Annotated in this window: 24 protein-coding genes and 1 pseudogene; 11 read left to right on the top strand and 14 right to left on the bottom strand. The window is 52.2% G+C overall.

The window, feature by feature from the left end; genetic code table 11:
* Nucleotides 1-5 precede the first annotated feature (5 nt).
* Nucleotides 6-620, bottom strand: a complete 615-nt coding sequence (locus BSZ31_RS16135; RefSeq protein WP_105029605.1) for a MotA/TolQ/ExbB proton channel family protein — start codon at nucleotides 618-620, stop codon at nucleotides 6-8.
* A gap of 300 nt (nucleotides 621-920) precedes the next feature.
* Between BSZ31_RS16135 and xseA the strand changes: the two genes are divergently transcribed.
* Both xseA and sodB read left to right on the top strand, forming a co-directional pair.
* Nucleotides 921-2,288: an exodeoxyribonuclease VII large subunit gene (gene xseA / locus BSZ31_RS16130; protein WP_105029604.1), complete on the top strand. Its 1,368-nt coding sequence runs from the start codon at nucleotides 921-923 to the stop codon at nucleotides 2,286-2,288.
* A gap of 77 nt (nucleotides 2,289-2,365) precedes the next feature.
* On the top strand, nucleotides 2,366-2,947 hold the full coding sequence (gene sodB / locus BSZ31_RS16125) for a superoxide dismutase [Fe] (RefSeq protein ID WP_105029921.1): 582 nt from the start codon (nucleotides 2,366-2,368) through the stop codon (nucleotides 2,945-2,947).
* A gap of 73 nt (nucleotides 2,948-3,020) precedes the next feature.
* Here the strand turns inward: sodB and BSZ31_RS16120 are convergent, their stop codons facing one another.
* Nucleotides 3,021-3,512, bottom strand: a complete 492-nt coding sequence (locus tag BSZ31_RS16120; RefSeq protein WP_105029603.1) for a DUF192 domain-containing protein — start codon at nucleotides 3,510-3,512, stop codon at nucleotides 3,021-3,023.
* A 161-nt stretch (nucleotides 3,513-3,673) separates the two neighbouring features.
* Between BSZ31_RS16120 and icd the strand changes: the two genes are divergently transcribed.
* Nucleotides 3,674-4,921 (top strand): NADP-dependent isocitrate dehydrogenase, encoded by a 1,248-nt coding sequence (icd, locus tag BSZ31_RS16115; protein WP_105029602.1) that lies wholly within the window; start codon nucleotides 3,674-3,676, stop codon nucleotides 4,919-4,921.
* Nucleotides 4,922-5,040: 119 nt separating this feature from the next.
* Here the strand turns inward: icd and BSZ31_RS16110 are convergent, their stop codons facing one another.
* The gene (locus BSZ31_RS16110) at nucleotides 5,041-5,262 is read right to left on the bottom strand and encodes a cold-shock protein (RefSeq protein WP_008252332.1); all 222 of its coding nucleotides are present in this window, start codon (nucleotides 5,260-5,262) and stop codon (nucleotides 5,041-5,043) included.
* 363 nt (nucleotides 5,263-5,625) lie between these two features.
* Here BSZ31_RS16110 and clpS point away from each other — a divergent pair, with 363 nt between their 5' ends.
* Complete coding sequence (gene clpS, locus BSZ31_RS16105) at nucleotides 5,626-5,934, top strand: ATP-dependent Clp protease adapter ClpS (protein ID WP_105029601.1); 309 nt, start codon at nucleotides 5,626-5,628, stop codon at nucleotides 5,932-5,934.
* Nucleotides 5,877-8,255: an ATP-dependent Clp protease ATP-binding subunit ClpA gene (gene clpA / locus BSZ31_RS16100; protein ID WP_369907276.1), complete on the top strand. Its 2,379-nt coding sequence runs from the start codon at nucleotides 5,877-5,879 to the stop codon at nucleotides 8,253-8,255. The genes clpS and clpA overlap by 58 nt, the downstream gene beginning before the upstream one ends.
* 122 nt (nucleotides 8,256-8,377) lie before the next feature.
* On the opposite strand, the gene BSZ31_RS16095 is transcribed toward clpA, so the two are convergent.
* The 5 genes and pseudogenes from BSZ31_RS16095 to BSZ31_RS16075 form a co-directional block, all read right to left on the bottom strand.
* Complete coding sequence (locus tag BSZ31_RS16095) at nucleotides 8,378-9,481, bottom strand: diguanylate cyclase (RefSeq protein ID WP_168427024.1); 1,104 nt, start codon at nucleotides 9,479-9,481, stop codon at nucleotides 8,378-8,380.
* 120 nt (nucleotides 9,482-9,601) lie between these two features.
* The gene (gene coaBC / locus BSZ31_RS16090; protein WP_105029598.1) at nucleotides 9,602-11,314 is read right to left on the bottom strand and encodes a bifunctional phosphopantothenoylcysteine decarboxylase/phosphopantothenate--cysteine ligase CoaBC; all 1,713 of its coding nucleotides are present in this window, start codon (nucleotides 11,312-11,314) and stop codon (nucleotides 9,602-9,604) included.
* 12 nt (nucleotides 11,315-11,326) lie between these two features.
* The gene (lspA, locus tag BSZ31_RS16085; RefSeq protein ID WP_240605739.1) at nucleotides 11,327-11,899 is read right to left on the bottom strand and encodes a signal peptidase II; all 573 of its coding nucleotides are present in this window, start codon (nucleotides 11,897-11,899) and stop codon (nucleotides 11,327-11,329) included.
* Complete coding sequence (ileS, locus tag BSZ31_RS16080) at nucleotides 11,892-14,687, bottom strand: isoleucine--tRNA ligase (protein WP_105029597.1); 2,796 nt, start codon at nucleotides 14,685-14,687, stop codon at nucleotides 11,892-11,894. The genes lspA and ileS overlap by 8 nt, the downstream gene beginning before the upstream one ends.
* Before the next feature lie 6 nt (nucleotides 14,688-14,693).
* Nucleotides 14,694-15,649 (bottom strand): annotated as a pseudogene (locus BSZ31_RS16075) (bifunctional riboflavin kinase/FAD synthetase).
* A gap of 104 nt (nucleotides 15,650-15,753) precedes the next feature.
* On the opposite strand from BSZ31_RS16075, the gene purN reads away from it, so the two are divergent.
* From purN to BSZ31_RS16055, 4 genes are all read left to right on the top strand, one after another.
* Nucleotides 15,754-16,395 (top strand): phosphoribosylglycinamide formyltransferase, encoded by a 642-nt coding sequence (purN, locus tag BSZ31_RS16070; RefSeq protein WP_105029596.1) that lies wholly within the window; start codon nucleotides 15,754-15,756, stop codon nucleotides 16,393-16,395.
* Nucleotides 16,396-16,410: 15 nt separating this feature from the next.
* Entirely contained in the window at nucleotides 16,411-17,757 is a 1,347-nt protein-coding gene (locus BSZ31_RS16065; protein ID WP_105029595.1) for an RsmB/NOP family class I SAM-dependent RNA methyltransferase, read from the top strand.
* A 132-nt stretch (nucleotides 17,758-17,889) separates the two neighbouring features.
* Nucleotides 17,890-19,083, top strand: coding sequence for a fatty acid desaturase (locus BSZ31_RS16060; protein WP_105029594.1), 1,194 nt, complete (start codon nucleotides 17,890-17,892; stop codon nucleotides 19,081-19,083).
* Nucleotides 19,084-19,137: 54 nt separating this feature from the next.
* Nucleotides 19,138-19,416, top strand: coding sequence for a hypothetical protein (locus BSZ31_RS16055; RefSeq protein ID WP_105029593.1), 279 nt, complete (start codon nucleotides 19,138-19,140; stop codon nucleotides 19,414-19,416).
* Between the two features lie 33 nt (nucleotides 19,417-19,449).
* On the opposite strand, the gene rpmG is transcribed toward BSZ31_RS16055, so the two are convergent.
* The 4 genes from rpmG to gloA all read right to left on the bottom strand — a co-directional run bounded on the left by rpmG (nucleotide 19,450) and on the right by gloA (nucleotide 21,266).
* Complete coding sequence (gene rpmG, locus BSZ31_RS16050; protein WP_008253405.1) at nucleotides 19,450-19,617, bottom strand: 50S ribosomal protein L33; 168 nt, start codon at nucleotides 19,615-19,617, stop codon at nucleotides 19,450-19,452.
* Between the two features lie 13 nt (nucleotides 19,618-19,630).
* Nucleotides 19,631-19,864 (bottom strand): 50S ribosomal protein L28, encoded by a 234-nt coding sequence (gene rpmB / locus BSZ31_RS16045; RefSeq protein WP_008253404.1) that lies wholly within the window; start codon nucleotides 19,862-19,864, stop codon nucleotides 19,631-19,633.
* 136 nt (nucleotides 19,865-20,000) lie between these two features.
* A complete protein-coding gene (gene radC, locus BSZ31_RS16040; protein WP_105029592.1) occupies nucleotides 20,001-20,687 on the bottom strand; it encodes a DNA repair protein RadC in 687 nt (228 codons plus the stop codon).
* 42 nt (nucleotides 20,688-20,729) lie between these two features.
* Complete coding sequence (gene gloA / locus BSZ31_RS16035) at nucleotides 20,730-21,266, bottom strand: lactoylglutathione lyase (protein WP_105029591.1); 537 nt, start codon at nucleotides 21,264-21,266, stop codon at nucleotides 20,730-20,732.
* Nucleotides 21,267-21,436: 170 nt separating this feature from the next.
* On the opposite strand from gloA, the gene BSZ31_RS16030 reads away from it, so the two are divergent.
* Both BSZ31_RS16030 and ispH read left to right on the top strand, forming a co-directional pair.
* On the top strand, nucleotides 21,437-21,901 hold the full coding sequence (locus BSZ31_RS16030; RefSeq protein ID WP_105029590.1) for a peptidylprolyl isomerase: 465 nt from the start codon (nucleotides 21,437-21,439) through the stop codon (nucleotides 21,899-21,901).
* A gap of 7 nt (nucleotides 21,902-21,908) precedes the next feature.
* On the top strand, nucleotides 21,909-22,841 hold the full coding sequence (gene ispH, locus BSZ31_RS16025; protein WP_105029589.1) for a 4-hydroxy-3-methylbut-2-enyl diphosphate reductase: 933 nt from the start codon (nucleotides 21,909-21,911) through the stop codon (nucleotides 22,839-22,841).
* Nucleotides 22,842-22,851: 10 nt separating this feature from the next.
* Here the strand turns inward: ispH and BSZ31_RS16020 are convergent, their stop codons facing one another.
* Both BSZ31_RS16020 and BSZ31_RS16015 read right to left on the bottom strand, forming a co-directional pair.
* A complete protein-coding gene (locus BSZ31_RS16020) occupies nucleotides 22,852-23,283 on the bottom strand; it encodes a dual specificity protein phosphatase (protein WP_168427023.1) in 432 nt (143 codons plus the stop codon).
* Nucleotides 23,273-24,868 (bottom strand): NUDIX domain-containing protein, encoded by a 1,596-nt coding sequence (locus BSZ31_RS16015; RefSeq protein ID WP_168427022.1) that lies wholly within the window; start codon nucleotides 24,866-24,868, stop codon nucleotides 23,273-23,275. The genes BSZ31_RS16020 and BSZ31_RS16015 overlap by 11 nt, the downstream gene beginning before the upstream one ends.
* Between the last annotated feature and the right edge of the window lie 23 nt (nucleotides 24,869-24,891).

Genomic DNA, 24,891 nt, shown 5'->3' with positions numbered 1-24,891 from the left:
GCTCCTTAGCCTGCTTTGCGCGAGTTGGTGTGCTGTTTCAGCAAGTCTTCAAAAGGCTTCAGTGAGTTTCCCATGTCCTCGAGCAGGCCGTTGATACGGATCCGGAACAGTCGATAGGCGACCAGGGCCGGTATCGCAACAATCAAGCCGAATGCCGTGTTGTAAAGAGCTACTGCGATGCCGGCGGCAATCGCTTCGGGCGTCTGGGCACCAGAGCCTTGAACTGCAAAAATCTCGATCATGCCGATGACCGTTCCCAGCAAACCCATCAAAGGCGCGGCACTGGCGATCATGGACAGCACGTCAAGGTGTTTTTCAAGTGCGTTTTGAATACCGACGGATTTGTCCTGCATCGCGGTTTCTATGTCCTCGTTCTTGTAGAACGCAGACAGCCCTGCAGCCATCAAGCTTCCGAGCGCACTGTGTGATTCCAGACGGGCAATGTTTTGCCGGTCTTTGAACTGGGGCAGTGTTTTGCACACATCGGCCACCAGGTTTTCCGGGATCAAGTCTTTTTTTCGCAAGGCCCAAACGCGCTCAAGCACGATTGCCAACGCGACCACCGAGCCAAAAATCAAAGGCCAAATTGGCCAGCCCGCCGCAGAAATGATTGACCACACAAGTAGACTCCTATTCAGTAAGACAGGGACTCTAGCGAAAAAACCAACATTACACAAATTACACAAAAGCCGACATATTTGTTCATTGTGGATAACTTTGGGGAAAAGCCCCCCAAATTTTCGAATAATCAGTCGCTTGTGAGAAAAATGAACTTTTTGTGTATCGTATTTTGTTGTATTTTTCCTTTTTAATCAGTCGCTTGTGTTTATTTTCTTGTATTTCAGCCATGTTGCACAGAAAGTAGCTTTTTGTTAGCGCATGTGGAAATGTTCTGGTTTTTTAGCCAATTTGGTCTATAAATGATTGACTTAAAAACGGTTTTCTCGGTCAGCCAGCTCGCCAGGCACCTGAATGATCACCTCCGAAATGAATTTGGCTCCATCCGGATTCAGGGTGAGGTGGCGTCTTTTACCCGTGCCTCCTCCGGGCATTGGTATTTGGCCCTGAAGGACGAATCTGCACAACTGAAGGCGGTTATGTTTCGCCAACGCAATGTTCTCGCAGGTTTTTTCCCAGCGGTGGGCGACAAAGTTGAAGTGCTTGCGCAACTGGCCATGTATGAGCAGCGTGGCGAGTTGCAGTTGATCATTGATGTCATGAAAAAGGCCGGGCAAGGCAATCTGCATGAACAGTACCTGCAACTGAAAACCAAATTGACTCAGGAGGGGTTGTTCGATTCTGCCCGCAAGCGCCCACTGCCTTCGGTGGTTTTTAATCTCGGGGTGATCACTTCACTGCAAGCCGCAGCACTTGCTGATGTAAAACAGGCCTTGGCAAGGCGCGCGCCCCATGTTGAGTACTCGGTTTACCACACCGCGGTGCAGGGCGAACAGGCCGCATCACAAATTATTGAGGCCCTTCGCAAAGCCGATTCAGCAGGCCACGAGGCGCTGGTGCTTTGCCGTGGTGGAGGAAGCCTTGAGGATCTGTGGAGTTTCAACGTAGAAGCGGTTGTGCGCGCGGTGGCGGCTTGTAAAACGCCGATCGTGGTTGGTGTGGGGCACGAAACGGATGTGACCTTGGCCGAGTTTGCTGCGGACCTTCGCGCCGCCACGCCCACTGCCGCAGCTGAATTGATTAGCCGGCCCACCAGTGAGCTGCTGTCCGAGATTCAAGGTTTGCATGTGGGCTTGCGCAAGGCTTTACGTCACCGAGCCCAAATGCTTGTTCAACGGGTGGATCGGGCTGAACTAGGTTTGCTGACCCCTACTGCTTATCTGAACACCCTTGAGTCTCGTTTGAGTACCGCAAATGGCCGCCTGCCGCGCCTTGTCGAGCGAGGCCTTGCACAACAAACCAATTCAATTCAGGTGTTGTGGGAATCCATGTCGCTTGAAATGAATGCAGCTCAAAACTCAGCCAATCGAAGTGCCCAGCTTCTTGAAAGTGGGCTAATGGCTGCGCAGCGGCGCAACATTGCCGCATTGGATTCTCGCGTGGACAGTCTTGGCTCTGTGGTTGAGGCCGTCTCCCCCCAAAGAACGCTGGAGCGTGGCTATGCCTTTTTGCAGCCACAGCACGGAAACGCAGTTGTTCGCTCTGTGCTGGATGTGCAAACTGGCGATGCCTTGCGAGCCACAGTGGCGGACGGTGAAATTTTGGTGAATGTGCGCGAGAAAACTGAGCTGCGTGGACCGTTCAACGAGGACGTCAAAAATTCAAGATAGAATCAGAGGGGTTGAAATGTGGGGTTTTGCCCCAAGCTGAAGTTTTCGTATTGATTGAAGTGAGAGAGGATACTGATATGCAACATACACTGCCCGAATTGCCCTACGCGATGGACGCGCTGGCTCCCCATATTTCCAAAGAAACACTGGAGTACCACTACGGCAAGCACCACGCTGCTTATGTGACCAACCTGAACAATCTGGTAAAAGGCACCGAGTTTGAAAGCTCCAGCCTGGAAGACATCGTCAAGAAGTCAACCGGTGGTGTATTCAACAACGCGGCACAGATCTGGAACCACACGTTCTACTGGCACTGCCTGTCACCCAATGGTGGTGGTGCACCCACTGGCAAGTTGGCCGACGCCATCAATGCCAAATTTGGCAGCTTTGATGCGTTCAAGGAAGCCTTTACCAAAAGCGCGATTGGTAACTTTGGTTCCAGCTGGACATGGCTTGTGAAAAAAGCCGACGGTTCAGTGGACATCGTTAACACGAGCAACGCAGCCACACCCTTGACCACTCAGGACAAGCCTTTGTTGACCTGCGACCTGTGGGAACACGCCTACTATATCGATTACCGCAACGCTCGCCCCAAGTACATTGAAACCTTCTGGAACCTGGCGAACTGGGAATTTGCATCGAAGAATTTCGAAGGTTAATCCCCCGAAATCCTGTTCAACACGCCAGCCCCTCCTTGTGCTCACAGCGCAAGGAGGGGTTTGTTTTTGCGGTCTATTCCCTGGTTTCCAGGACCTGCTCTGGAACATGCAGTTTTTCACCTGTATCAAGACCGCGCGTTGAAAACCAGCCATGGTTCATTTCCAGCGCAAGTTTGGCGTTGCCGCTAGAGCAGTGAATGTCAGTCGTACCTGCTTTCATCTGTTCAATATTCAGAATTTTGCCGTTGGCGTCTGCAAAGGCCACATCCAGATCAATCAGGGTGTTTTTCATCCACATACATTGTGTTTCACTGCGTTTGAACACAAACAGCATTCCTGAATTCTTGTCCAACTCCTTTCGGTTCATTAGCCCGATTTGACGGCTTAGATCGGTGTTGGCCAACTCTGCTTTCACATCATGTTGGCCCACGCGCATTTGAAGTGTTGGCAATTGGGATTGCGCCGGCCCTGCAGCATTGCTTATGCAGGCAGCCAAGCCCAGCGCAGCTGTCACCAAAGTCAGCCTGAAAGTAGTGCAGTATTTGTTGATGTGATCAAAGTGCATGAAATCTGGTTCCTGTCAGAGATCTGAAAGAAGATGGCGGTATTATACGGCTTGGCGCAATAAGGAATGCAATTTCATATTGCGAAATAATTGTGATTTTCGTAGTGAAGGGATACACTAGAGTGTTCCCTCTAACACACCAGAGAAGCAGCGGAGAGACCATGTACCAACACATTAAAGTCCCATCAGTCGGCGAAAAAATCACGGTCAATAGTGATTACTCGTTGAACGTACCCGATCAACCCATCATTCCATACATCGAAGGCGATGGCACTGGTTTTGACATTACACCAGTGATGATCGACGTGGTCGACGCTGCTGTGGCCAAAGCATACGGTGGCAAGCGCAAAATCAGCTGGATGGAAATTTACGCGGGCGAAAAGTCCACCAAGGTGTACGGCCCCGATGTGTGGCTGCCAGAAGAAACCCTGGAAGTGTTGAAAGAATATGTGGTGTCTGTCAAAGGCCCATTGACCACACCCGTAGGTGGCGGTATTCGTTCCATTAACGTGGCTTTGCGTCAGCAGCTTGATTTGTATGTGTGCCTTCGCCCAGTGCGCTACTTTGCCGGCGTGCCCAGCCCGGTAAAAGAGCCCCACAAAACCGACATGGTGATTTTCCGCGAGAACTCGGAAGACATTTATGCCGGTATTGAATACGAGGCGGAAACCGACAAAGCCAAAAAGCTGATCAAGTTTCTGCGTGAAGAAATGGGTGTGAGCAAGATTCGTTTCCCCGAAACTTCAGGCATTGGAATCAAGCCAATTTCTAAAGAAGGCACAGAGCGCCTGTTCCGCAAGGCCGTTCAGTACGCCATCGACAATAAAAAGCCTTCGGTGACGATTGTGCACAAGGGCAACATCATGAAGTACACCGAAGGCGCTTTTGCGGCTTGGTCGTACGCTTTGGCCAAGAACGAATTCGGCGCCGAACTGCTGGACGGCGGCCCCTGGATGAAAATCAAGGCTGCGCATGGTGACATCTTGATCAAAGATGTGATCGCCGATGCCTTCTTGCAGCAAATTCTGCTGCGCCCAGCTGAATACAGCGTGATCGCCACCATGAACTTGAATGGCGACTATATTTCGGATGCCCTGGCCGCCCAGGTCGGTGGTATTGGCATTGCCCCCGGTGCGAATTTGTCCGATTCAATTGCCATGTTTGAAGCCACCCACGGCACAGCGCCCAAGTATGCAGGCAAAGACTATGTGAACCCGGGTTCACAGATTCTGTCTGCGGAAATGATGCTGCGCCACATGGGCTGGATCGAGGCTGCTGACTTGATCATCTCCTCAATGGAAAAATCCATCACGTCCAAGAAAGTAACCTATGATTTTGCGCGCTTGATGGACGGTGCCACACAGGTAAGCTGTTCAGGTTTCGGTCAAGTCATGATCGACCACATGTAACAAGCCTGCTTCTGCTGTAAATAAAAAAGCCCCATAGAGATGGGGCTTTTTTATGGGCAAGAAAAAAGCCGGCTTGGGGCCGGCTTTCTTCTTAATCGGTGGTTTGATTATTTTACTTGTCAGGCGGCGCTGGTTGCGTCCATCACAGAGATGTTCTGAGCCTGCTTACCTTTTGGTCCATCCACCACTTCAAAAGTCACTTTCTGACCTTCTTTCAGTGTGCGGAATCCAGATGCCTGGATTGCTGAAAAATGGGCGAAAAGTTCATCGCTCCCTTGATCTGGAGTAATAAAACCAAAACCCTTTGCATCATTGAACCATTTTACGGTGCCGGTCGCCATCGCGAAACCTCCTTCAAAAAACAATACTTCGATCGGAACGCACGAACTTTCCGACAACTCGCCAGTCTGAACCAGCTTGCCTTCTATTCTTTGACCTGTTTGGGCTGGGGTCAACCATACAATAGATACATTTTTTAAGGGTTTACCCCTTGTAATAGACAGGTGTTGTCTACATCTGGTTAATTCAGGCTTTTCGGGTGATTGACCTTGTGGGTTATCGATTGCAAATTTGAGAGTGGGTTTGCATAATTTTTGAGATGTTCCTGATTGAATTTTCAGGAAAAATTTCTAGCCTTGAATAAAGGCAGTGTATTGCTCTCTAATCCTTGTTGCGTGCCCCTTAGAAGTGATTACAATGAAGTTATGAGTTCGCAAAACAATCCATCAACAGTACTGGAATCGCAGGCGCAAAAAGCGAAGCTGCCCCCGATGTATCAGGTCGTGCTCTTGAACGATGACTACACCCCCATGGAGTTCGTCGTGATTGTTTTGCAGAAGTTTTTTGGAAAGGGAAGGGAACAGGCCACCCAAATCATGCTGAAAGTGCATCGAGAGGGCAAAGGGGTCTGTGGGGTATATCCCAAAGACATCGCCTCGACAAAAGTCGAAATGGTATGCGGTTTCGCAAAGCAGCATCAACACCCGCTGCAGTGCGTGATGGAGGAAACATGATTGCGCAAGAGTTGGAAGTAAGTTTGCACATGGCATTTGTTGACGCACGTCAGCAAAAGCATGAATTCATCACGGTAGAGCACCTGCTATTGGCCTTGCTGGACAATCCTTCAGCGGCTGAGGTGCTACGTTCATGCTCATGCGATGTCGAAGAAATTCGAAAGAACCTGCAAAATTTCATCAAGGACAACACCCCTGTGGTGTCCGGTCAGGATGAAGTGGACACGCAGCCCACGCTGGGTTTCCAGCGGGTTATTCAGCGCGCCATCATGCATGTTCAAAGCACATCGAATGGCAAGAAAGAGGTGACTGGCGCGAATGTGCTGGTTGCGATTTTTGGTGAGAAAGACTCCCATGCGGTGTATTACCTTCATCAGCAGGGTATTACCCGTCTGGATGTGGTGAATTACATTTCACACGGCATTACCAAAACGCCGCAGGCGCCCGCGCCGAAGCCCGAGAATTCCCAGAACGAGAATCAGGAGCAGGAAGCCGAGGCCACCCAAAACGTGGGTGACAAGCAGTCGCCGCTTGACCAGTACACCCAGAATTTGAATGCATTGGCCAAGGAAGGGAAAATTGATCCGCTGATCGGCCGTGAGCAGGAAGTGGAGCGTGTTATTCAGGTGCTGTGCCGCCGTCGCAAAAACAACCCGCTCTTGGTGGGTGAGGCTGGTGTGGGTAAAACCGCGATTGCCGAGGGCTTGGCTTGGCGAATTGTGCAGGGTGACGTGCCGGAAATTTTGGCAACAGCGCAGGTGCATTCACTGGACATGGGCGCGTTGCTGGCGGGTACCAAATACCGTGGCGATTTCGAACAGCGTTTGAAAGCGGTGTTGAAACAGCTGAAGGCCAACCCGGATTCCGTGTTGTTCATTGATGAAATCCACACCTTGATTGGCGCAGGCTCCGCTTCTGGCGGCACGCTGGATGCGTCCAATTTGCTGAAACCTGCCTTGTCGTCAGGGCAGCTGAAGTGCATTGGCGCAACTACCTTTACCGAGTACCGTGGCATTTTCGAGAAAGACCACGCGCTTTCACGCCGCTTCCAGAAAATCGATGTGTCTGAACCCACCGTGGAACAGACCATTGAAATTTTGCGCGGTTTGAAGAGCAGGTTTGAAGACCACCATGGCGTGAAGTACTCCAGCGCGGCCATTTCGGCAGCCGCTGAGTTGTCGGCCAAGTTTATCAATGATCGTCATTTGCCAGACAAGGCCATTGACGTGATTGATGAAGCCGGTGCGGCTCAGCGTATTTTGCCAAAAAGCAAACAGCGCAAAACAATTACCAAAGGTGATATAGAAGACATTGTCTCGAAAATTGCCCGTATTCCGCCACAGTCGGTTAATACCGATGACCGCAACAAGCTGGCAACGCTCGATCGCGATTTGAAAGCCACTGTGTTTGGGCAAGACCCCGCCATTGAGGCTTTGGCAAACGCCATCAAAATGTCGCGTGCTGGTTTGGGCAAGGCCGACAAGCCGATTGGTTCGTTCTTGTTCAGCGGCCCCACGGGTGTGGGTAAAACCGAGGTGGCCAAACAGCTGGCCTTTATTCTCGGCATTGAAATGCTGCGTTTCGACATGTCGGAATACATGGAACGCCACGCGGTTTCTCGTTTGATTGGTGCGCCCCCAGGTTACGTTGGCTTTGACCAAGGCGGCTTGTTGACCGAGGCCATTACCAAGAAGCCACATTGCGTGTTGTTGCTCGACGAAATCGAGAAAGCGCACCCCGATGTGTTCAATATTTTGCTTCAGGTCATGGACAACGGTACTTTGACCGACAACAACGGTCGCAAGGCTGACTTCCGCAATGTGATCATCATCATGACCACCAACGCGGGTGCAGAAGCCCTGACCAAGCGCGGTATCGGCTTCATGGAATCCAAGGTGCAGGGCGATGAGATGGAAGACATCAAGCGCATGTTCAGCCCCGAGTTCCGCAACCGTCTGGATTCTGTCATTTCCTTCCGTGCGCTGGATGAAGAAATCATTCTTCGCGTGGTCGACAAGTTCTTGATGGAGCTGGAAGAACAGCTGCACCAGAAGAAAGTGGATGCGGTGTTCACAGACGAATTGCGCAAGCACTTGGCCAAGAAAGGTTTTGATCCATTGATGGGTGCTCGCCCAATGCAGCGCTTGATTCAAGACACCATCCGCAAGGCCTTGGCCGATGAGTTGCTGTTTGGCAAATTGCTGAACGGCGGCAAGGTGACTGTGGACCATGATTTGGAAAATGACCAGGTGTCACTGACTTTTGATGAAGGTTCATCGGGTCAAGAGTCGGAGAGCGGCACTGAGGTGGCGGTTGACTAAAAGTTACGCCATATCACGAGCGGGGTAAAAAAGCCCACTGTCGTGCCTGTAAGTTCACTCGCCTGAGTATCCCTTGTGGTTACTCAGGCGTTTTGTTTTTGGACTAGGCCTTGCTTGCCAGATTAACCACTCACTTGGCCCAGGCAACTGCGGTTTCTACCTTTGTTCTTGGCTTGGTAAAGCGCGTGGTCAGCTTGCGCCATGGTGCGGTCAATGCTGTCAGCGTGGGTGATGTCGCAAATTCCTGCCGAAAACCCAACTTTGCAATTGCCGTTCAGCCGAATTCTGTCCACGATTCTTTGGGTGTCGTCGGCGGTGCAGTTCGGTAGAAGCACTGCAAACTCTTCGCCCCCGACACGTGCGATCAGATCACCAGGCCTGAAGTTGGTTCGAAGCGTTTCGGCAAACTCCCGAAGTCGCATATCCCCGGCCTCGTGACCATAGGTGTCGTTGTATTGTTTGAAGTAGTCAATGTCGATAATTGCCACACTGCCTTGACGCTGATTTTCTCTTTGCATTTTTCGCAGATAGGCGCTGCTCAGGTCTTGCCAGCCCCGGCGATTGAGCAAACCAGTGAGTGGATCGCTGCGAGCCTGATTGCTCAGGTGAAGCAGTTCAACTGCGAAGCGCTTTCGCAAGTTTGATTGTCGCCACAGAGTGAGGCTGACAAAACTTACCGAGTGAACCAAGACAATCAATGTGAGTATCAGGTTGTTGCGTTGCAATGCATTAACCTTTTCATCGGCCGATTGTGCATGTTTCTTCAAGGTGGTGTTGAATATCCCAAGCTCGATCAACCAAAACTCGATGCGTTGAGGGTCGGGTTTTCCGAATTTTTCAAGTTGCTGGTCCATCGCGATCAGGTGTTCTCGAAGGCTTGCAGCCGATTCAGTCAGCCCGCTGTGGGTGTTGATCGTTTCGATGACAGCCAATCTCGCAGCCAGTTGATTGAGTAACTCCTGGGGTGAGCTGTAGCCACGCGTTTCCAGACCAAGTTTGGTTTCATAAGCATGCTGATTGCCCAGGTGATGCAGGGCAGTGCTTTGTACGATCAGGTCTTGCAGGGACACTTCAAGTAGCCGTCTCTTGGCCAGGTCACCTTGAATTTGATGTGCTTTGCCGTAATTGAATACAGCCACTGCCGCCAGAATGACGCAGAGTGCCAACCAAAAATACCGAATGGTTTTTTCAGAACAGGGACGCAGCTGCCGGATTGCGTGAACCAACCATGTACGTCCTGTCGTTGTGGCTGGCCCGTTGCCCCCTGAGTCCATTGTTTTCCTGATGATTCACAATGACACTCAGTGGCAAATCTGCTTGGGGTGGTTCCTTTCGCTTGGTTTTCTCTAGCGTGTCCCGGTGCTTCCGAATCCGCCTTCACCGCGTTCGCTGGGGGTGAAATCGCTGACCACCTTGAAGTCGGCGTGTGCCACCGGCAAGATGACCAGTTGAGCGATGCGCTCCATGGGTTCAATGGTCACTGGCACTTGGCTGCGGTTCCAGGCCGAGACCATCAGCGGGCCCTGGTAGTCGGAATCGATTAAACCCACCAAATTGCCAAGTACCAAGCCTTTTTTGTGACCCAAGCCTGAACGGGGCAAAATTGTTGCACAGTAATTGGGGTCGCCGATATACATGGAAAGACCGGTTGGCACCAGTTCAGCCTGGCCAGGTTGCAAAGTCAGTGGCTCAGTCAGGCAAGCGCGCAGGTCGATGCCTGCACTGCCCGGTGTGCCATAGGCAGGCAATTGCTCTTGCATGCGCGGGTCGAGTACTTTCAGTTCAACTTGAATTTTCATGGGGGTATTTGTGTTTTCAGGAGTGTTTGGAAATGAAAGACAAACTGCCCGTGCAGCTTGCAGTTTGTCCAAAGAGGCCAGGTATTCAGGGGGCAGTTTTTTACTGTAAATGGTTAACTCGGTTTGGTCGGAGCCCAATGCTTGTTGCGCCAGGTTGCCAACAATGAAATGCGCTTTCTTGCTGTCCAGTTTGCGGTTTGCGTATTCATCCAGATTTTCTGTTTCGGCAGCAAAACCGACTACAGTCAGTGATTTTTTCTGATCGCTGGCAAATTCGCCGACATCTGCAAGAATATCCGGGTTCAGTTCGAATTCCATGTGCAAGCCTGGCGGCTGTTCATTCTGTTTTTTTTGTTTTTGCGCGCTCGGGTTCTTGATCCCGTAATCGGCCACAGCGGCGACACCAATGAACAGGTCTTGTTTTTCGATTTGACCGAATACTGCAGCATGCATTTGCCTGGCAGATTGAACACTCACCATGCGCACACCGTACGGTGTTGGCAAAGCGGTAGGGCCACTCACCAAACTCACGTCGGCACCCATTAACCATGCTGCTTGTGCCAAGGCGTAGCCCATTTTTCCGCTGGATCGATTCGTGATGCCGCGCACCGGGTCAATGGCTTCAAAGGTTGGCCCGGCCGTCAACAACACTTTTTTACCAGCCAGAGGTTTGTGATTCACTGCCCGTGCCAGTTCCAATACGATCTCAAAGGGTTCCAGCATGCGGCCACTGCCCACCTCACCGCAGGCCTGTTCGCCAGCAGCAGGGCCAAACACATGCACGCCATCGTTTTTGAGTTGATTGACATTGCGCTGGGTGGCCGGATTGTTCCACATTTCCACATTCATGGCCGGGGCAATCGCCATGGGACAATTGCGGGCCAATACAAGGTTATCAAGCAAATTGTCAGCGAACCCGTGTGCGTATTTCGCCATTGAATTGGCCGTGCAAGGGGCAATCAACAAAAAATCGGCATTGCGGCTGATGTCGATGTGAGGCATGCCGCGGTCAATATTTTTGTCACTGTGCCCAGCTGGCCATTGCGACACATGCACAGCCTTGCCCGAAAGGGCTTGGAAGGTGAGCGGTGCAATGAATTGTGTGGCCGATTCAGTCATGACCACTTGCACCGAGCAGCCCTGTTTCATTAACAGGCGCACCAGCTCGGCCGATTTGTACGCGGCAATGCCGCCGCACACGCCCAACACTACACGCAGTTGGTTCAAACCAGGAAGCGGTGGCAATTCGACTGGGCGCATGGGCAATAAACCTTATTCGCTTTTTGCAGGTTTGGCGGCTTTGTGTTCTTTGTTGAAGAACAGTTCGTCGATGATTAGACCGACTGCTCCCATGGTAATTGCAATGTCGGCCACATTGAATGCCGGCCAGTGATAATTTCCCACATAAAAATCGAGAAAGTCGATGACTGCGCCGTGAGCAACACGGTCAATCAAATTGCCGATCGCACCACCCAAAATACAGGCCAGGCAGAACATCGCGAATTTGCGGTGGCTGGAGGAACGCATCATGAACAGAATGACAATGGACGCAATGACCGCTACCGCGGAAAGAAAATGTTTTTGCCAACCCGCCTGATCGGCGAGGAAGCTGAATGCAGCACCCGGGTTGAGCACGTACACCAGGTTGAAGAAAGGGGTGATTTCAACCACCGCACCCAGATCAAGGCGTGATTGAACCCACAGTTTGCTGATTTGATCAACCAGGATAAGTAGCAGGGAAAAACCGATCCAGGGGAGGATGGATTTTTTGGGTGCCCTCAACGCGCCGGTTGCATTGACTGGTTTGGTGGTTGAGGCTGGTTTTCTCGGCATGGGTTTAGACATGATCACGCACCTCGCCTTGACCAAACAGATTGCTTACACAGCGGCCACAAATACCTGGGTGTTCGGGGTTTGCGCCTGTGTCGGAGCGCACATGCCAACAACGTTCGCACTTTTCACCTTCTGCAATACCCACTTCAATTTTCTCCTCGGCCGCTGGGGCTATTTCAATATTGGAAACAATGAACAGAAATTTCAGATCATCGCCCAAACTTGCTGCGGCCTTGTACAAGTCGCCTGGCAAATGCAGTGTGGCTGTGCCTTGCAGGGATGAACCAATTTTGCCGTCCGTTCGCAGGTTTTCCAGTTCCTTCACCACGCGCGCGCGCAGCGCGAGCAACTCGGCCCACTTTCTGCCCAACGTATCTGCGTCAGCTACCTGTGGCACCTTGTAGAATTCATTGCAGAAAATGGAAGGCTCAACATTGCCCATCACCTCACGGGCCTCTTCAGCAGTAAAGCTGAGAACTGGTGCCATGAGGCGAAGCAGGGCATGTGTGATGTGGTAGAGCGTGGTTTGCGCACTGCGACGTGCCTGCGAATTCTCGCCAGTGGTGTACAAGCGGTCTTTCAGTACATCCAGATAGAAGGCACCCAAGTCTTCGGAGCAGAAAATTTGCAGCTTGCTGACAATCGGGTGGAACTCGTACTTCATGTAATGCATTTCGCACTCGCTTTGCAGCTTGCCCAGCAGGGTAAGTGCGTACTGGTCTACTTCAGCCAGTTCCTCGGCGGGAACCGCTTCGGTGGCAAAGTCGAAATCAGAAATATTGGCCAGCAAAAAGCGCAGGGTGTTGCGAATGCGGCGATAGCTTTCGACCACACGCTTCAGGATTTCATCGGAAATGGTGAGTTCGCCGGAATAGTCGGTGCTGGCCACCCAAAGGCGCAGAATTTCGGCGCCCATTTTGTCGGACACCTGTTGAGGCGCAATCACGTTGCCGACCGACTTGCTCATTTTGCGGCCCTGACCGTCCACTACAAAACCATGGGTGAGCAGGGCTTTGTAGGGCGGCACACCGTTGATCATGCAACTGGTGAGCAATGAAGAATGGAACCATCCCCGATGCTGGTCAGAGCCCTCGAGGTACAAGTCGGCTGGGAAATGGCTTTCATCGGCATGGCTGCCGCGCAGCACTGTTTCGTGCGTGGTGCCAGAGTCGAACCAAACATCGAGCGTGTCGGGGTTTTTTACGTAGTCTTTGGCTTCATTGCCAATCAATTCTTCAACCGATACGTGCTGCCAAGCTTCAATGCCTTTCTTTTCGATCAGCTGCGCGATGGTCTCAGTCAGTTCAGGAGTGCGTGGGTGCAGTTCGCCAGTTTCGCGGTGAACCAGAAATGCCATGGGCACACCCCATTGGCGTTGACGCGACAGGGTCCAGTCTGGGCGATTGGCGATCATGGCGTGCAATCGCGCCTTGCCCCAAGCCGGGAAAAACTCGGTGGCTTCAACACCAGCCAAGGCCTTTTCGCGCAGGCTTGCGCTGCCATCGTTGGGTTTTACATCCATGCCCGCGAACCACTGTGAAGTGGCACGGTAGATGATCGGGGTTTTGTGGCGCCAGCAGTGCATGTAGCTGTGGCCAAATTTCACTTGTTTGATGAGCGAACCCACTTCGATCATTTTTTCAACAATGAGCGGGTTGGCTTTCCAGATGTGCAGGCCACCAAAAAATGGAAGGGAGTCGGCATACACACCATTGCCCGTTACCGGGTTGATGATGTCAGCGTCTTTTAAGCCATAGGCTTTGCTGGTCAAAAAGTCGTCTACGCCGTAGGCTGGCGAGCAGTGCACAATGCCTGTACCCGTGTCGGTGCTCACATACTCAGCCAGGTAAACAGGGCTGAAGCGCTCATAGAAAGGGTGTCTGAATGAAATGCCTTCCAGCGCGGCACCCTTGGCGGTGGCCACTTCTGAACCCTGTAGCTCATAGCTTTCAAGGCAGGGTTTCACGCGTTCCTGGGCCAGCAGCAAAAACTTGCTGCCCACATCCACCAGGCTGTACACCAATTCAGGGTGCATGTTCAGCGCCTGGTTGGCAGGCAGGGTCCATGGGGTGGTGGTCCAAATGACCAGCTGACCTGGCTTGGCTTGCAGTGTGGGCAAGGGCACATTGAAGGCGGTGGCCAGTTGCTCGAGGTTGGCTTCGTTGAAAGCAAAGCCCACATCCACGGCAATGTCTTGTTTGTCCTTGTACTCCACCTCGGCTTCGGCCAAGGCTGATCCGCAATCGAAGCACCAGTTCACTGGCTTCAAGCCGCGGAACACATAACCCTTTTCCATGATTTTACCCAAGGCGCGAAGCTCGTCTGCTTCGTTGCCAAAGTTCATGGTTTTGTAGGGGTTGTCCCAGTCGGCCAGCACACCCAGTCGAATAAAGTCTTTTTTCTGTCGTTCAATTTGCTCGGCGGCGTACGCACGGCTTTTTTCCTGGACTTCCAGGGTTGGCTTTCCCTTGCCGATTGTTTTTTCGATCTGGATTTCAATGGGCATGCCATGGCAATCCCAGCCGGGTACGTAACGGGCATCATAGCCGGCCAGGCAACGGCATTTCACGATGATGTCTTTCAGGATTTTGTTGACCGCATGGCCAATGTGAATGTCACCATTGGCATAGGGTGGGCCGTCGTGCAGCACAAATTTTGGCTTGCCTGCCTTGAACTGGCGAATCGCCTTGTACAAGTCTTCCTTGCACCATTGTTCAACCCAGTTCGGTTCCCGTTGCGGCAGGTTGCCGCGCATTGGGAAGGGCGTGTCTGGCAGGTTCAGTGTGTTCTTGTAATCCATGTTGGGTTAACAGCCTGTATTTGAAATCTTGGGTTGGTTGGCATCAAGCATTGCCATGGCTTTTGCCGTGTCTTTGTGCATTTGCTCAACCATCGTATCGAGCGAATCAAAGTGTTGTTCTGGGCGAATGTGCGCCAACACCTCGATGCGCAGCAGCTTGCCGTAAGCATTGCCTTGCCAGTCTGGAATGAATGTTTCAAGCAAAATTTGATCGGATTGTTCAACGGTGGGGCGCACACCCATGCTGGCGACTGCAGGAAGTGGCTGGGGCTCCAGCCCATGCACCCACACCGCCAAAATACCAGTGAGTGCGCTGGCCCGCCCGGCAATGCGCAAGTTCATGGTGGGGAAGCCCAGGGTACGGCCCAGCTTTTTGCCATGCACAATGTGCCCGGAGTACACCAGCGGATGCCCCAACATGTGGGTGGCTTTTGCAACATCGCCAGCTTTCAGGGCTTCCCGAATATTCGAACTCGATACCCGGCTACCGTCTGTCTGAACCTCGGCAAGGTCGTTCACTTCGAAGCCGCTTGATTCCCCGAGACCCCTCAGCAACGCGAAATCGCCGGCGCGCTTGGCACCAAAGCGGAAATCATCGCCTACCCACACCTGCTTGGCATTCAATTGGTTTAGCAACACTTCCTGCACAAAGCTTCGGGGGCAAGGCTTGCCATGCGCCGGTTGAAGGGCAGAATACACACTTGCTCAATGCCGCAGCGCTTCATTTCAATAATTCGGTCGCGAAGCGTGGAAATTCGGTCGAGCTTGAAATCAGGATTGAAAAATTCTTTCGGGTGTGGGTGCAGCGTAACCACAGTGGGTACCAAACCTTGCGCGTGTGCCGCAGACACGACACGGCGGAACAACTCGGCATGGCCAGAGTGAACGCCGTCGAAGTTTCCAATGGTGAGCGCAGTGCCCTTGGCAAATGTGTGTGGCCGGGGGCGGCGAATGATTTTCATACCGAGTGTGTCGGCTCTTTAGTGGTTGCAAAACAACCGGTTATTATAAGGCCTGAATGGTGAAAAATAGGGCTTTTTCGCCCGCACAGTGATAAACTCGCGCCATGCAAAATTCCACACCTTCCGTCGTCATTTTGATCTCGGGGCGGGGTTCAAATTTGAATGCCCTGATCGATCATGCCAAACAGACCGGGGCCTACCAAATTCGTGCAGTCATTTCCAACCGCCCAGCCGCGGCTGGATTGGCCTTGGCGCAGTCGGCAGGGCTCGATACTGCAATTCTTGACCACACTGAATATGAAAGCCGCGAGGCCTTTGACGAAGCCTTGGCTAGCCTGATCGATCAATATCAGCCCGACTGGGTTGTGCTGGCTGGTTTTATGCGCGTGCTCACCGAGGGTTTTGTGAACCGGTATTTGGGGCGCTTGGTGAATATTCACCCATCTCTGTTGCCCGCTTTTCCGGGTTTGAAAACCCACCAGCAGGCGCTGGATGCCGGGGTGCGGGTGCACGGTGTCACTGTTCACCTGGTGACGCCAGAACTAGACCATGGCCCGATTCTGGATCAGGCCTTGTTGCAGGTGTTGCCCGGTGATACCCCAGAAACACTAGCTGTGCGTGTGTTGGAATTGGAGCATCAAATATATCCCCGTGCACTGGCGGCATTGGCTGGCGGGCAAATTAAAATGGTGAACGGGAAGCTGGAAGGCACTTTGGCCACTGCCCTGGTTCACGCAATTCAATAAAACAGGACATTCAATATGGTCGGGTCTACAAAAAAAACCCCATTTCGCAAACCCAGCACACGGCGCGATAGCAAAGTGGAGCGGCAAGGCGCCCAGTCTCGCTATGGCCTGGTGAGCACGGTTGCGCAGTTGATTGATCTTCTGGCCCAGTTTGAAGGCCCCGCAGATGCTGCCATTTCCCGGTTTTTTAAAGACCATCCCGAGTTGGGTGGTCGCGACCGCCCTATGGTGGCCGAGGCTGTGTATTGCTGGTTGCGTTATCGTTATCGAATCAACCACTTGGCGCAGTCGGGCGAAGGCCCCTCTGTGGTTCGCCAAGCCAAGCTGGCTTTGTTGTGGTCGGGTGCGCCCGAGCAAATTTGGTCTGCAGGCAAGCAGGCTGACAATGAATGGTTAAGCCGGGTTATTAATATTTCAGCCGATGACCTGGGTGTTGAGGCGCGTACCTGTTTGCCTGAGTGGTTTTACACCAAACTGGCTGAGCAATTTGGGCAAGATCGCGCGGAGTCTTTTTCTCAGGCCGTGCTGAGTGCCGCGCCGCTGGACTTGCGTGTGAACACAGTGAAAGCCAGTACGGTAGATTTGTTGACCGCGCTCACCAATATGGGTATTCAAGTGAACCCGATTGAAGGCCTGCCCGAGGGTTTGCGCGCCGTGGGCAAACCAATCGTGGGAAAAACTGAAGTGTTTCAGGAAGGTTACTTTGAAGTACAAGACGCAGGCAGTCAGTGGGTTAGCCGCCTTGTGGCCCCGCGCCGGGGTGACCTTGTAATCGATTTTTGTGCAGGTGCTGGCGGCAAAACCCTGGCCATTGGCGCGCAGATGAAGAACACAGGCCGCATTGTGGCGCTGGATACTTCGGAAAAACGCCTGGTGAAGTTCAAGCCCCGTGCGGCCCGTTCAGGGTTGAGCAACTTCTACACGATGGTAATTAACGATGAAGCCGATCCACGCCTGAACAAGTATTTCGGCAAGGCTGACCGGGTCGTGACCGATGTACCTTGCAGCGGCATGGGAACCTTACGGCGTAACCCGGATCTTAAATTTAGACAGAACTTGCAGAGTCTGTCAGAATTGACCGCGAAGCAAAAATCCATCATCGAGCATGCAGCCAAGTTGGTAAAGCCCGATGGTCGGCTCGTTTACATCACATGCAGTGTTCTTCGCGACGAGAACGAAGACATTGTCAATGCGTTCCTGGAAAGTCATCCGGAATTCCGGCTTCGCCGCTGGACTGAAGTGCTGAACCCCGGAGAACGGCCTGTCAAGGCGAACACGACTGACGACATGCTTCGATTGTGGCCAGAAGATGGTGAATCTGATGGCTTCTTTGCAGCAGTGTTACAACGTTCCAAGGCCTGAACTGAATATAAATTCCAAATGTGTTCCGGCTTTAAAAGTACACTTGTACACTGAAAATATGATACGGCTCCTTCAGAAGCAAATTGAGATGGCCGTAACCTTTGAAATACGACCTGTTGAGAGTTAGTGAATATGATTGAATTTTTGACCTCGGGTATCACCGGTGCAAGTATCGGCCAGATGGTGATTTACACCTTGATCGTAACCCACATCACCATTGTGGCCGTGACCGTGTACCTGCACCGCTGCCAGGCTCACCGTGCTTTGGAAGTGCACCCAGCGCTGGCGCATTTCTTCCGTGCATGGTTGTGGTTGACCACCGGCATGAGCACCCGTGCATGGGCGGCCATTCACCGCAAGCACCATGCCAAGTGCGAAACCCCCGATGATCCCCACAGCCCGCAAACCCGTGGCTTGAAAACCGTATTCTGGCGCGGTGCCGAGTTGTACCGTGAGGAATCCAAAAACAAGGAAACCCTGGCCAAATACAGCCATGGCACCCCCAGTGACTGGCTGGAATTTCAGGTATACGAGCGTTTTCCGTGGCAAGGCGTGGGTTTTACCCTGGTTCTTAGTTTTATTTTGTTTGGTTTCCCTGGTGTAAGCATTTGGGCGATCCAGATGTTGTGGATTCCGGTACTGGCCGCAGGCGTGATTAACGGTATTGGTCACTATTGGGGTTACCGCAACTTCGATTGCCCCGATGCAAGCCGCAACATTTCTCCGTTTGGCATCTTGATCGGTGGCGAAGAGCTGCACAACAACCACCATACCCACGCCACTTCTGCCAAATTGAGCAACAAGTGGTACGAATTTGACATTGGCTGGATGTACATCAAGATTTTCAGCTTCCTTGGTTTGGCCAAGGTCAAAAAGGTGGCTGAATCCCCCAAGTTTTCGTCGGAAAGCAAGCCAGTGCTTAGCTTGGTGACAGTCCAGGCGGTTGTGAACCACCGTTACGATGTGATGGCTCGCTATGCCAGTTCCATGCGCAAGGCTTTCCGTTCTGAGGTGGCTGCACTGAGGCAGAAAGCTGCGAACGCGCAAGAGCGCAAGGTGTTGGCCAAAGGCACCAAGCTGTTGTCGATTGATGAAAGCAAGCTGTGCGATGTTCAGCGCGCCGAGCTGGCCCAATTGTGTGCCCAGTCCAAGATGATCAACACTTTGGTTGAAATGCGTGCTGAGCTTCGGCAGATCTGGGAAAAAACCAATTTGAGCCGTGAACAAATGCTGGTTCAGTTGCAAGCCTGGTGTGAGCGTGCCGAGCAAAGTGGTATTCGCTGGCTGGAAGACATGTCGATTCGGATTCGTCGCTACGCGGCGTAATTTGAAAGTTGTTTGATGGATGAAAGCCGCTGGTGAGAATCAGCGGCTTTTTTTATGCTTAGTTTGCAGGTGGTGATTTGCAGCAGCGCTACCCATCCTGCCAAGATCCAAGTCGAATTCCCCGCTTTTGATTCTGGCTCGGTGTATGCGAAACGCCAAAGCGTCTTCGCATCGACCTGCGGTCGCCCCTCGCTGCGAATCAAGCCGGGCGACTTGATCTTGAATCGGCAGGATGATGCAACGCTGCTGCAAATCACCCAAGCCACTTCTACATCAACTATTAAGCCTCGCCGAAGCAGTGGCCAACAAAAAACCCGCTCTGAATTTCAGTAGCGGGTCTCTGTAGAAACAGCGAAGTAGGTTGAGTTACTTCAGCTTGGTTTCTTTGTATGACACATGCTTACGAACCACTGGATCGTATTTCATGATTTCAATTTTCTCGGGCTTCGTGCGCTTGTTCTTGGTCGTGGTGTAGAAGTGACCAGTACCAGCAGAAGATTCGAGTTTGATTTTTTCGCGACCACCTTTAGCCATGATTTACTCCTGCTTAGATTTCGCCACGTGCACGAAGATCGGCCAAAACAGCATCAATGCCGTTTTTGTCGATAGTGCGCAGGGCGTTATTAGTTAGACGCAGGCGAACCCAGCGGTTTTCGCTTTCAACCCAGAACTTGCGTGACTGCAAGTTGGGCAGAAAACGACGTTTTGTTTTGTTGTTGGCATGGGAAACTTTGTTTCCAACCATCGGGCGCTTACCCGTTACTTGACATACGCGAGCCATGATGACCCCAAAAAATTCAGCAAATTAGTGTATCTGCAAAACCACACGGCATGAATTGAAAAGCCATGGATTTGCGGCGAAGTCCAAGATTGTAACCAATTACTATTCTTTTGCCCAGCCTTTTTTGCGGAAAAACTTAAAAAGGTGGGCGATTGTGCAGTCGGTAGGAGTAACCACAGTTGGGGCCAACCACCAAATGGTCTACCAATTCAATGTCAACCAATGCCAAGGCCGATGAAAGCTCGCGGGTTAGCCGGTCGTCCGCGCTGCTTGGGGTGCAGCAGTCGCTGGGGTGATTGTGCGCCATCATGATGCGGGGTGCATTGGTTTGTATGGCAAATTTAAGCACCTCACGCGGAAAAACCACAGTTTTGTTCACGGTGCCGCTGGAAAGTATTTTGTGGTCTAGTACTTTCAATTGGCTGTCCAGGGCAATCACCAGAAAATGTTCAATTTCGCTTAAGCCGATTTGTGCACGCACAAACTGTTCAAACAGATCGGGAGAGGCAAGCATGCCGTGTGGTGTTTCCTGCAATTCATGGCTTAAACATCGCTTGGCCATTTCAAGACAGGCGCGCAGTTGGGCGTATTTTGCTTCGCCGAGGCCGCGAATTTGGACCCATTCAGCCAGGGAAACACGGTTCAGGTTTTGCAGGCCACCGAACTGGCTGATCATTTCGCGGGCCAGATCCACGGCGCTTTTTCCCGGGAGGCCTGTGCGCAGGAAAATGGCAAGCAATTCGGCATCAGAAAGCGCCTGAGCCCCTTGTTTGATCAGCCGCTCTCGTGGGCGGTCGTGTTTGGGCCAGCTTTGAATGCTCATGAAAAATTGAACCTGAAAGCCACTGAGTGGCTTTCGACCAGGTCAAGTTCCCAGTTTGTTTAACAGCGAGGACTGCACAATTTCGATCCAGTAGCCGTCGGGATCTTTGATGAAGGCCACGTTTTTCATCTTGCCTTGTTCGGGACGTTTCACATAGGAAACCTGATTTTCGTCAAACCAGTGAACAGCGGCCGCCAGATCGGGTACGGAGAAGCAAATGTGTCCAAATCCCTGTGGCTGCTGATTGCCATCGTGATATTTGAAATCCGGGTCGTTTTCAGTGCCCCAGTTGTGGGTTAATTCAAGAATGCCAGTCTGGCTGAATGTCCATGCGGTGCGGGTGCCTTCATCTTCGGGTATTTCGTCGGTCTTGGTGACTCGAGCGAGGAAGTACAGCGAAAACTTCATTTCGGCAAAGTCCAGCTTCCGAAGCACCCGCATACCCAACACCCGGGTGTAAAAATCGAGTGAGACGGCAGGGTCTTTCACCCGCAACATGCTGTGATTCAGCACGAAACCTTGCGTGGCCTTCGGCACTGTTGGGCTGACTCCGGGGTGATTCTCTGTGTTAAATGCCATGGCTTTCAAACTCCTTAATACGTTTTTTAATGCAAATGTCGCGTGTTCACCTACATGTTACTACCACAATGTGAGGCCGGACTCGAACCATTCACGCCCGCTTCTGGATGCCTGACTGCTTCCAAAGGCGTAGAATAGAGCCGTTTTTGAAATGAATTCAGGATGTTGAAATGACTGATGCAGTACAACCCAAGCCCGTAGTAAACGAATCTTCATTCGTGACACTGCATTACCGCATTCGCTTGGCTGACAGCCAGCAGGTGATTGTGTCCACCTTTGAGGACAAGCCCGCCACATTGTCGATTGGCGCAGGCCAGTTGGCTGAGGGTTTGGAGCGTTGCCTGTTTGGTATGCAGGCGGGGCAGCGTGACATATTCACTTTGCCCGCAGGCAGCGGTTATGGTGACATCAATCCCGATTTGTACCGACCGGTCAGCAAAGCGTTGCTGTCAAAATACGCCGAAGAGGGCACTACGTTTGAGCCAGGCGAATTTGTGCATTTTCCTGCACCCGATGGTGGTCAGTTTGCTGGCACCGTGGTGGAAGAGCGTGAAGACGATATTTTGTTTGATTTTAACCACCCCTTGGCAGGCAAGGCACTGACCTTTGAAGTGCAATTGATCGGGGTGCTGTGAGGTGAGTATGGAAATTAGCCTGGCCCAACCACGCGGTTTTTGCGCTGGTGTAGACCGCGCCATTGAAATTGTGGAACGCGCGTTGCAGCAATTCGGTTCACCCATTTATGTGAAGCATGAAATTGTTCACAACAAAACGGTGGTCGAAGATTTGCGCGGCAAGGGCGCAATATTTGTTGATGAACTGGAAGATGTGCCCACCGGCTCCACAGTTGTGTTTTCCGCCCATGGTGTGTCGCAAGATGTACGCGCACAAGCAGAAAGCCTGGGTTTGAAAGTGTTTGATGCCACATGCCCACTGGTTACGAAAGTGCATGTAGAAGTCAGCAAAATGCGCGCACAGGGTTGCGAGATCATCATGATTGGTCACGAAGGCCACCCCGAGGTGGAAGGCACGATGGGACAGGTGAAAGACGGCATTTACCTGGTGGAAACCGAGGAGGACGTGGCCAAGCTGAATATTGCAGCGGGTACACAACTGGCTTTGGTGACCCAAACCACGTTAAGCGTGGACGATGCTTCCAAGGTAATCACGGCGCTAAAAGCAAAATTTCCTGATATTCGCGAGCCGAAGAAAGCAGACATTTGCTATGCCACGCAAAACCGCCAGGATGCTGTCAAGTTTATGGCGCGCCAGGTTGATTTGGTGTTGGTGGTGGGCAGCCCAAGCAGCTCCAATTCCAATCGCTTGCGCGAAGTGGCCGAGAAGTTGGGTGTGCCGGCCAAGCTGATTGAAAATGCGGACAGCCTGGAGCGAGACTGGTTCGACGGTGTGAAACACATAGGCTTGACGGCGGGTGCTTCAGCGCCAGAGCACCTTGTGCAGGGTGTGGTGAAGCGCCTGAAAGAATGGGGTGCTTTGTCGGTTCGAAACATGGAAGGTGTGGAAGAAAATATTGCCTTTCCAATGCCCAAGGGTTTGGTCCGCTCTGAAGTATGAGCGGACTTGCTTAACTGTTCAACACATGGTGCTGGTGCCAATCGACCAGGTCTCGAACAAACCATGGGTTGACCTTTGCGGCCGGTTTGGCTGAGTAAACCGCAAGCAGGGCCTGTTTGACATTCATGTCTTCGTGCTGAATAAGGTGTGCTGCAATCAGGGCAGCTGATCTGCTGATTCCCTGTTCGCAGTGCACGATTACCTTGCCTTGTTTTTGGTGTGCCTGGTTGATAAATTCACACACGGTTTGGAAGTGAGCAAGCAGTGACTCGTCAGGGTTGTCGCTCACTGGAATGTGCAACTGAACAATTCCCTGCCGAAGCCTGGGGCAAATTTCGATGCAGCTGACCGCATGAGTAAATGACGAGTGTGGTTTTTGAAGTGCTTCGCTGGCGCCCTGCAGTGAACCAATCCACAGATTGGGACGTACTTCATGAATCACTGTGCAAGCCCTGGATGATGTCATTAATCCTGGACTTAATTGCCCCTTGTTGCGACGAGGTGTACCGGCTGAACAAATTGACCTTCAAATGAGGGGCGACCTTGGGATCTTGTAGGGTGGATGCAAGCAGGCGAATTTGCAGACTGCGGGCATTGGACACTTCTTGGTTGGTGTGCGGTGTTTTCAGCTTTACAAGGGTGTTCAGGGTATCTGGATTGGCGGAATCGGGGATGCCGTTGCTCGCTGATATGTAAGCAAGCTTGTTCACCAGTGCATGTGGAATTAAAACCTGCATCAGGACGCTTGCTTTTTTTGTGGTTGGCAAGGCATTGCTCGCTTGGGTACACAGGTGGAGAATGTCATCGCTGGCTTTGTTGATGCGGGCGTTTTCGCAGGCGGGGAAGCGGGTATGCAACATGCCAGAAATCCATTCCTTCAGATTGGGTGGAGCCACGTTGATCGCGTCGTGCAAGTAATCTGCGGTGCTCTCCATGGCGTCGACATCCGTATTCTGAAACAGGCTTGGATTACAGGACAACAAGGAAAAGCGCCCCACATCGCCATTGTCTCTGGAGGGGTGGTTGGTGGTGTGTTCCATCAGGTTGTGAACGTCGCGGCCTCGATTTTTGTTGATTTCAAACGGGTTTCGGTGCCAGCTTAAGTGGTTCAGGTTTTCTCGTATTCCTGCGCTTTCGTGTTCGCAAAGCGCTTTCATCAGCACTTCGCCGGTCCAGTGCCCTGGCAAAAGACTGTCCGCAAATGCGTGGTAGGCCACTACATGGGTTTTCGAATGTTCATCCTCGATGCGGATTATTTCCGGGATACTTACCGGCAGCTTGTCGATGGTGTCCTGATCCCATCCGGGTGGAAGCTGATCTGGATGTTGACTTAACCAAACCCTGGTCGGAGCTTCCGCATGTTCAATTAAAGCCTGAGTTTCAGAAGGTAGGGCTTGCGCGAGGCTGGCTTCGACGGACGACGACACAGGAGTTTCGAGATTGCGCAAGGCAAACTGTGCCTCTGTAATGTAAAGCGGGTTTGTGTTGGGTGTGGCATTGACCGCAAATGAGAGGGGCTGGTTCTGGATTGCCGTGGCCCACTGCTGCGCCATGTGATCAAGCGCACATCGAACACCCGGATGCAATTCGGACGTATGCGCAGCCTGTTCAAGGGCTTGCCATGAATAGGCATTGTGTTCAGCACGAATGCTCGGGTTCCATTGACTGTTTGTCGGCAAGAGGCACAAGAATAGACGATAAGTAAAACCAGTGTGCGCGTTGCGCAGCACAATCGGGTTAGTCCACACTTGGCCGCTGGGCAGTCGATGAACTTCCTCCAGAGTTTCGCGCAGTGCACAGTGCAATGGGTCTTCGGGTTTGTTGGTGTGCGCAATTCTTTCTATGGCGCCCCCGGGGACGCTCCACAGCCCTTCATCGTGTGTGCCCTGCGCATTTTTCAGAAGCAGGATCGAACACCTGCCCGAATCATCGGGCTTGAGCATGCACAGGCCAGCGCCACCATCACAGCCCCATTCTCCATGGGGTGTTTCAGATGCGCCGTTCAGCTGGGGGTACTTTAAGCCCAATGTAGATTCTTTGAGAGGAATCC

The sequence above is a fragment of the Limnobacter sp. SAORIC-690 genome (genome assembly GCF_002954425.1).
Classification (GTDB): domain Bacteria; phylum Pseudomonadota; class Gammaproteobacteria; order Burkholderiales; family Burkholderiaceae_B; genus Limnobacter; species Limnobacter profundi.
This window is presented reverse-complemented; position numbering and strand designations above follow the sequence as displayed.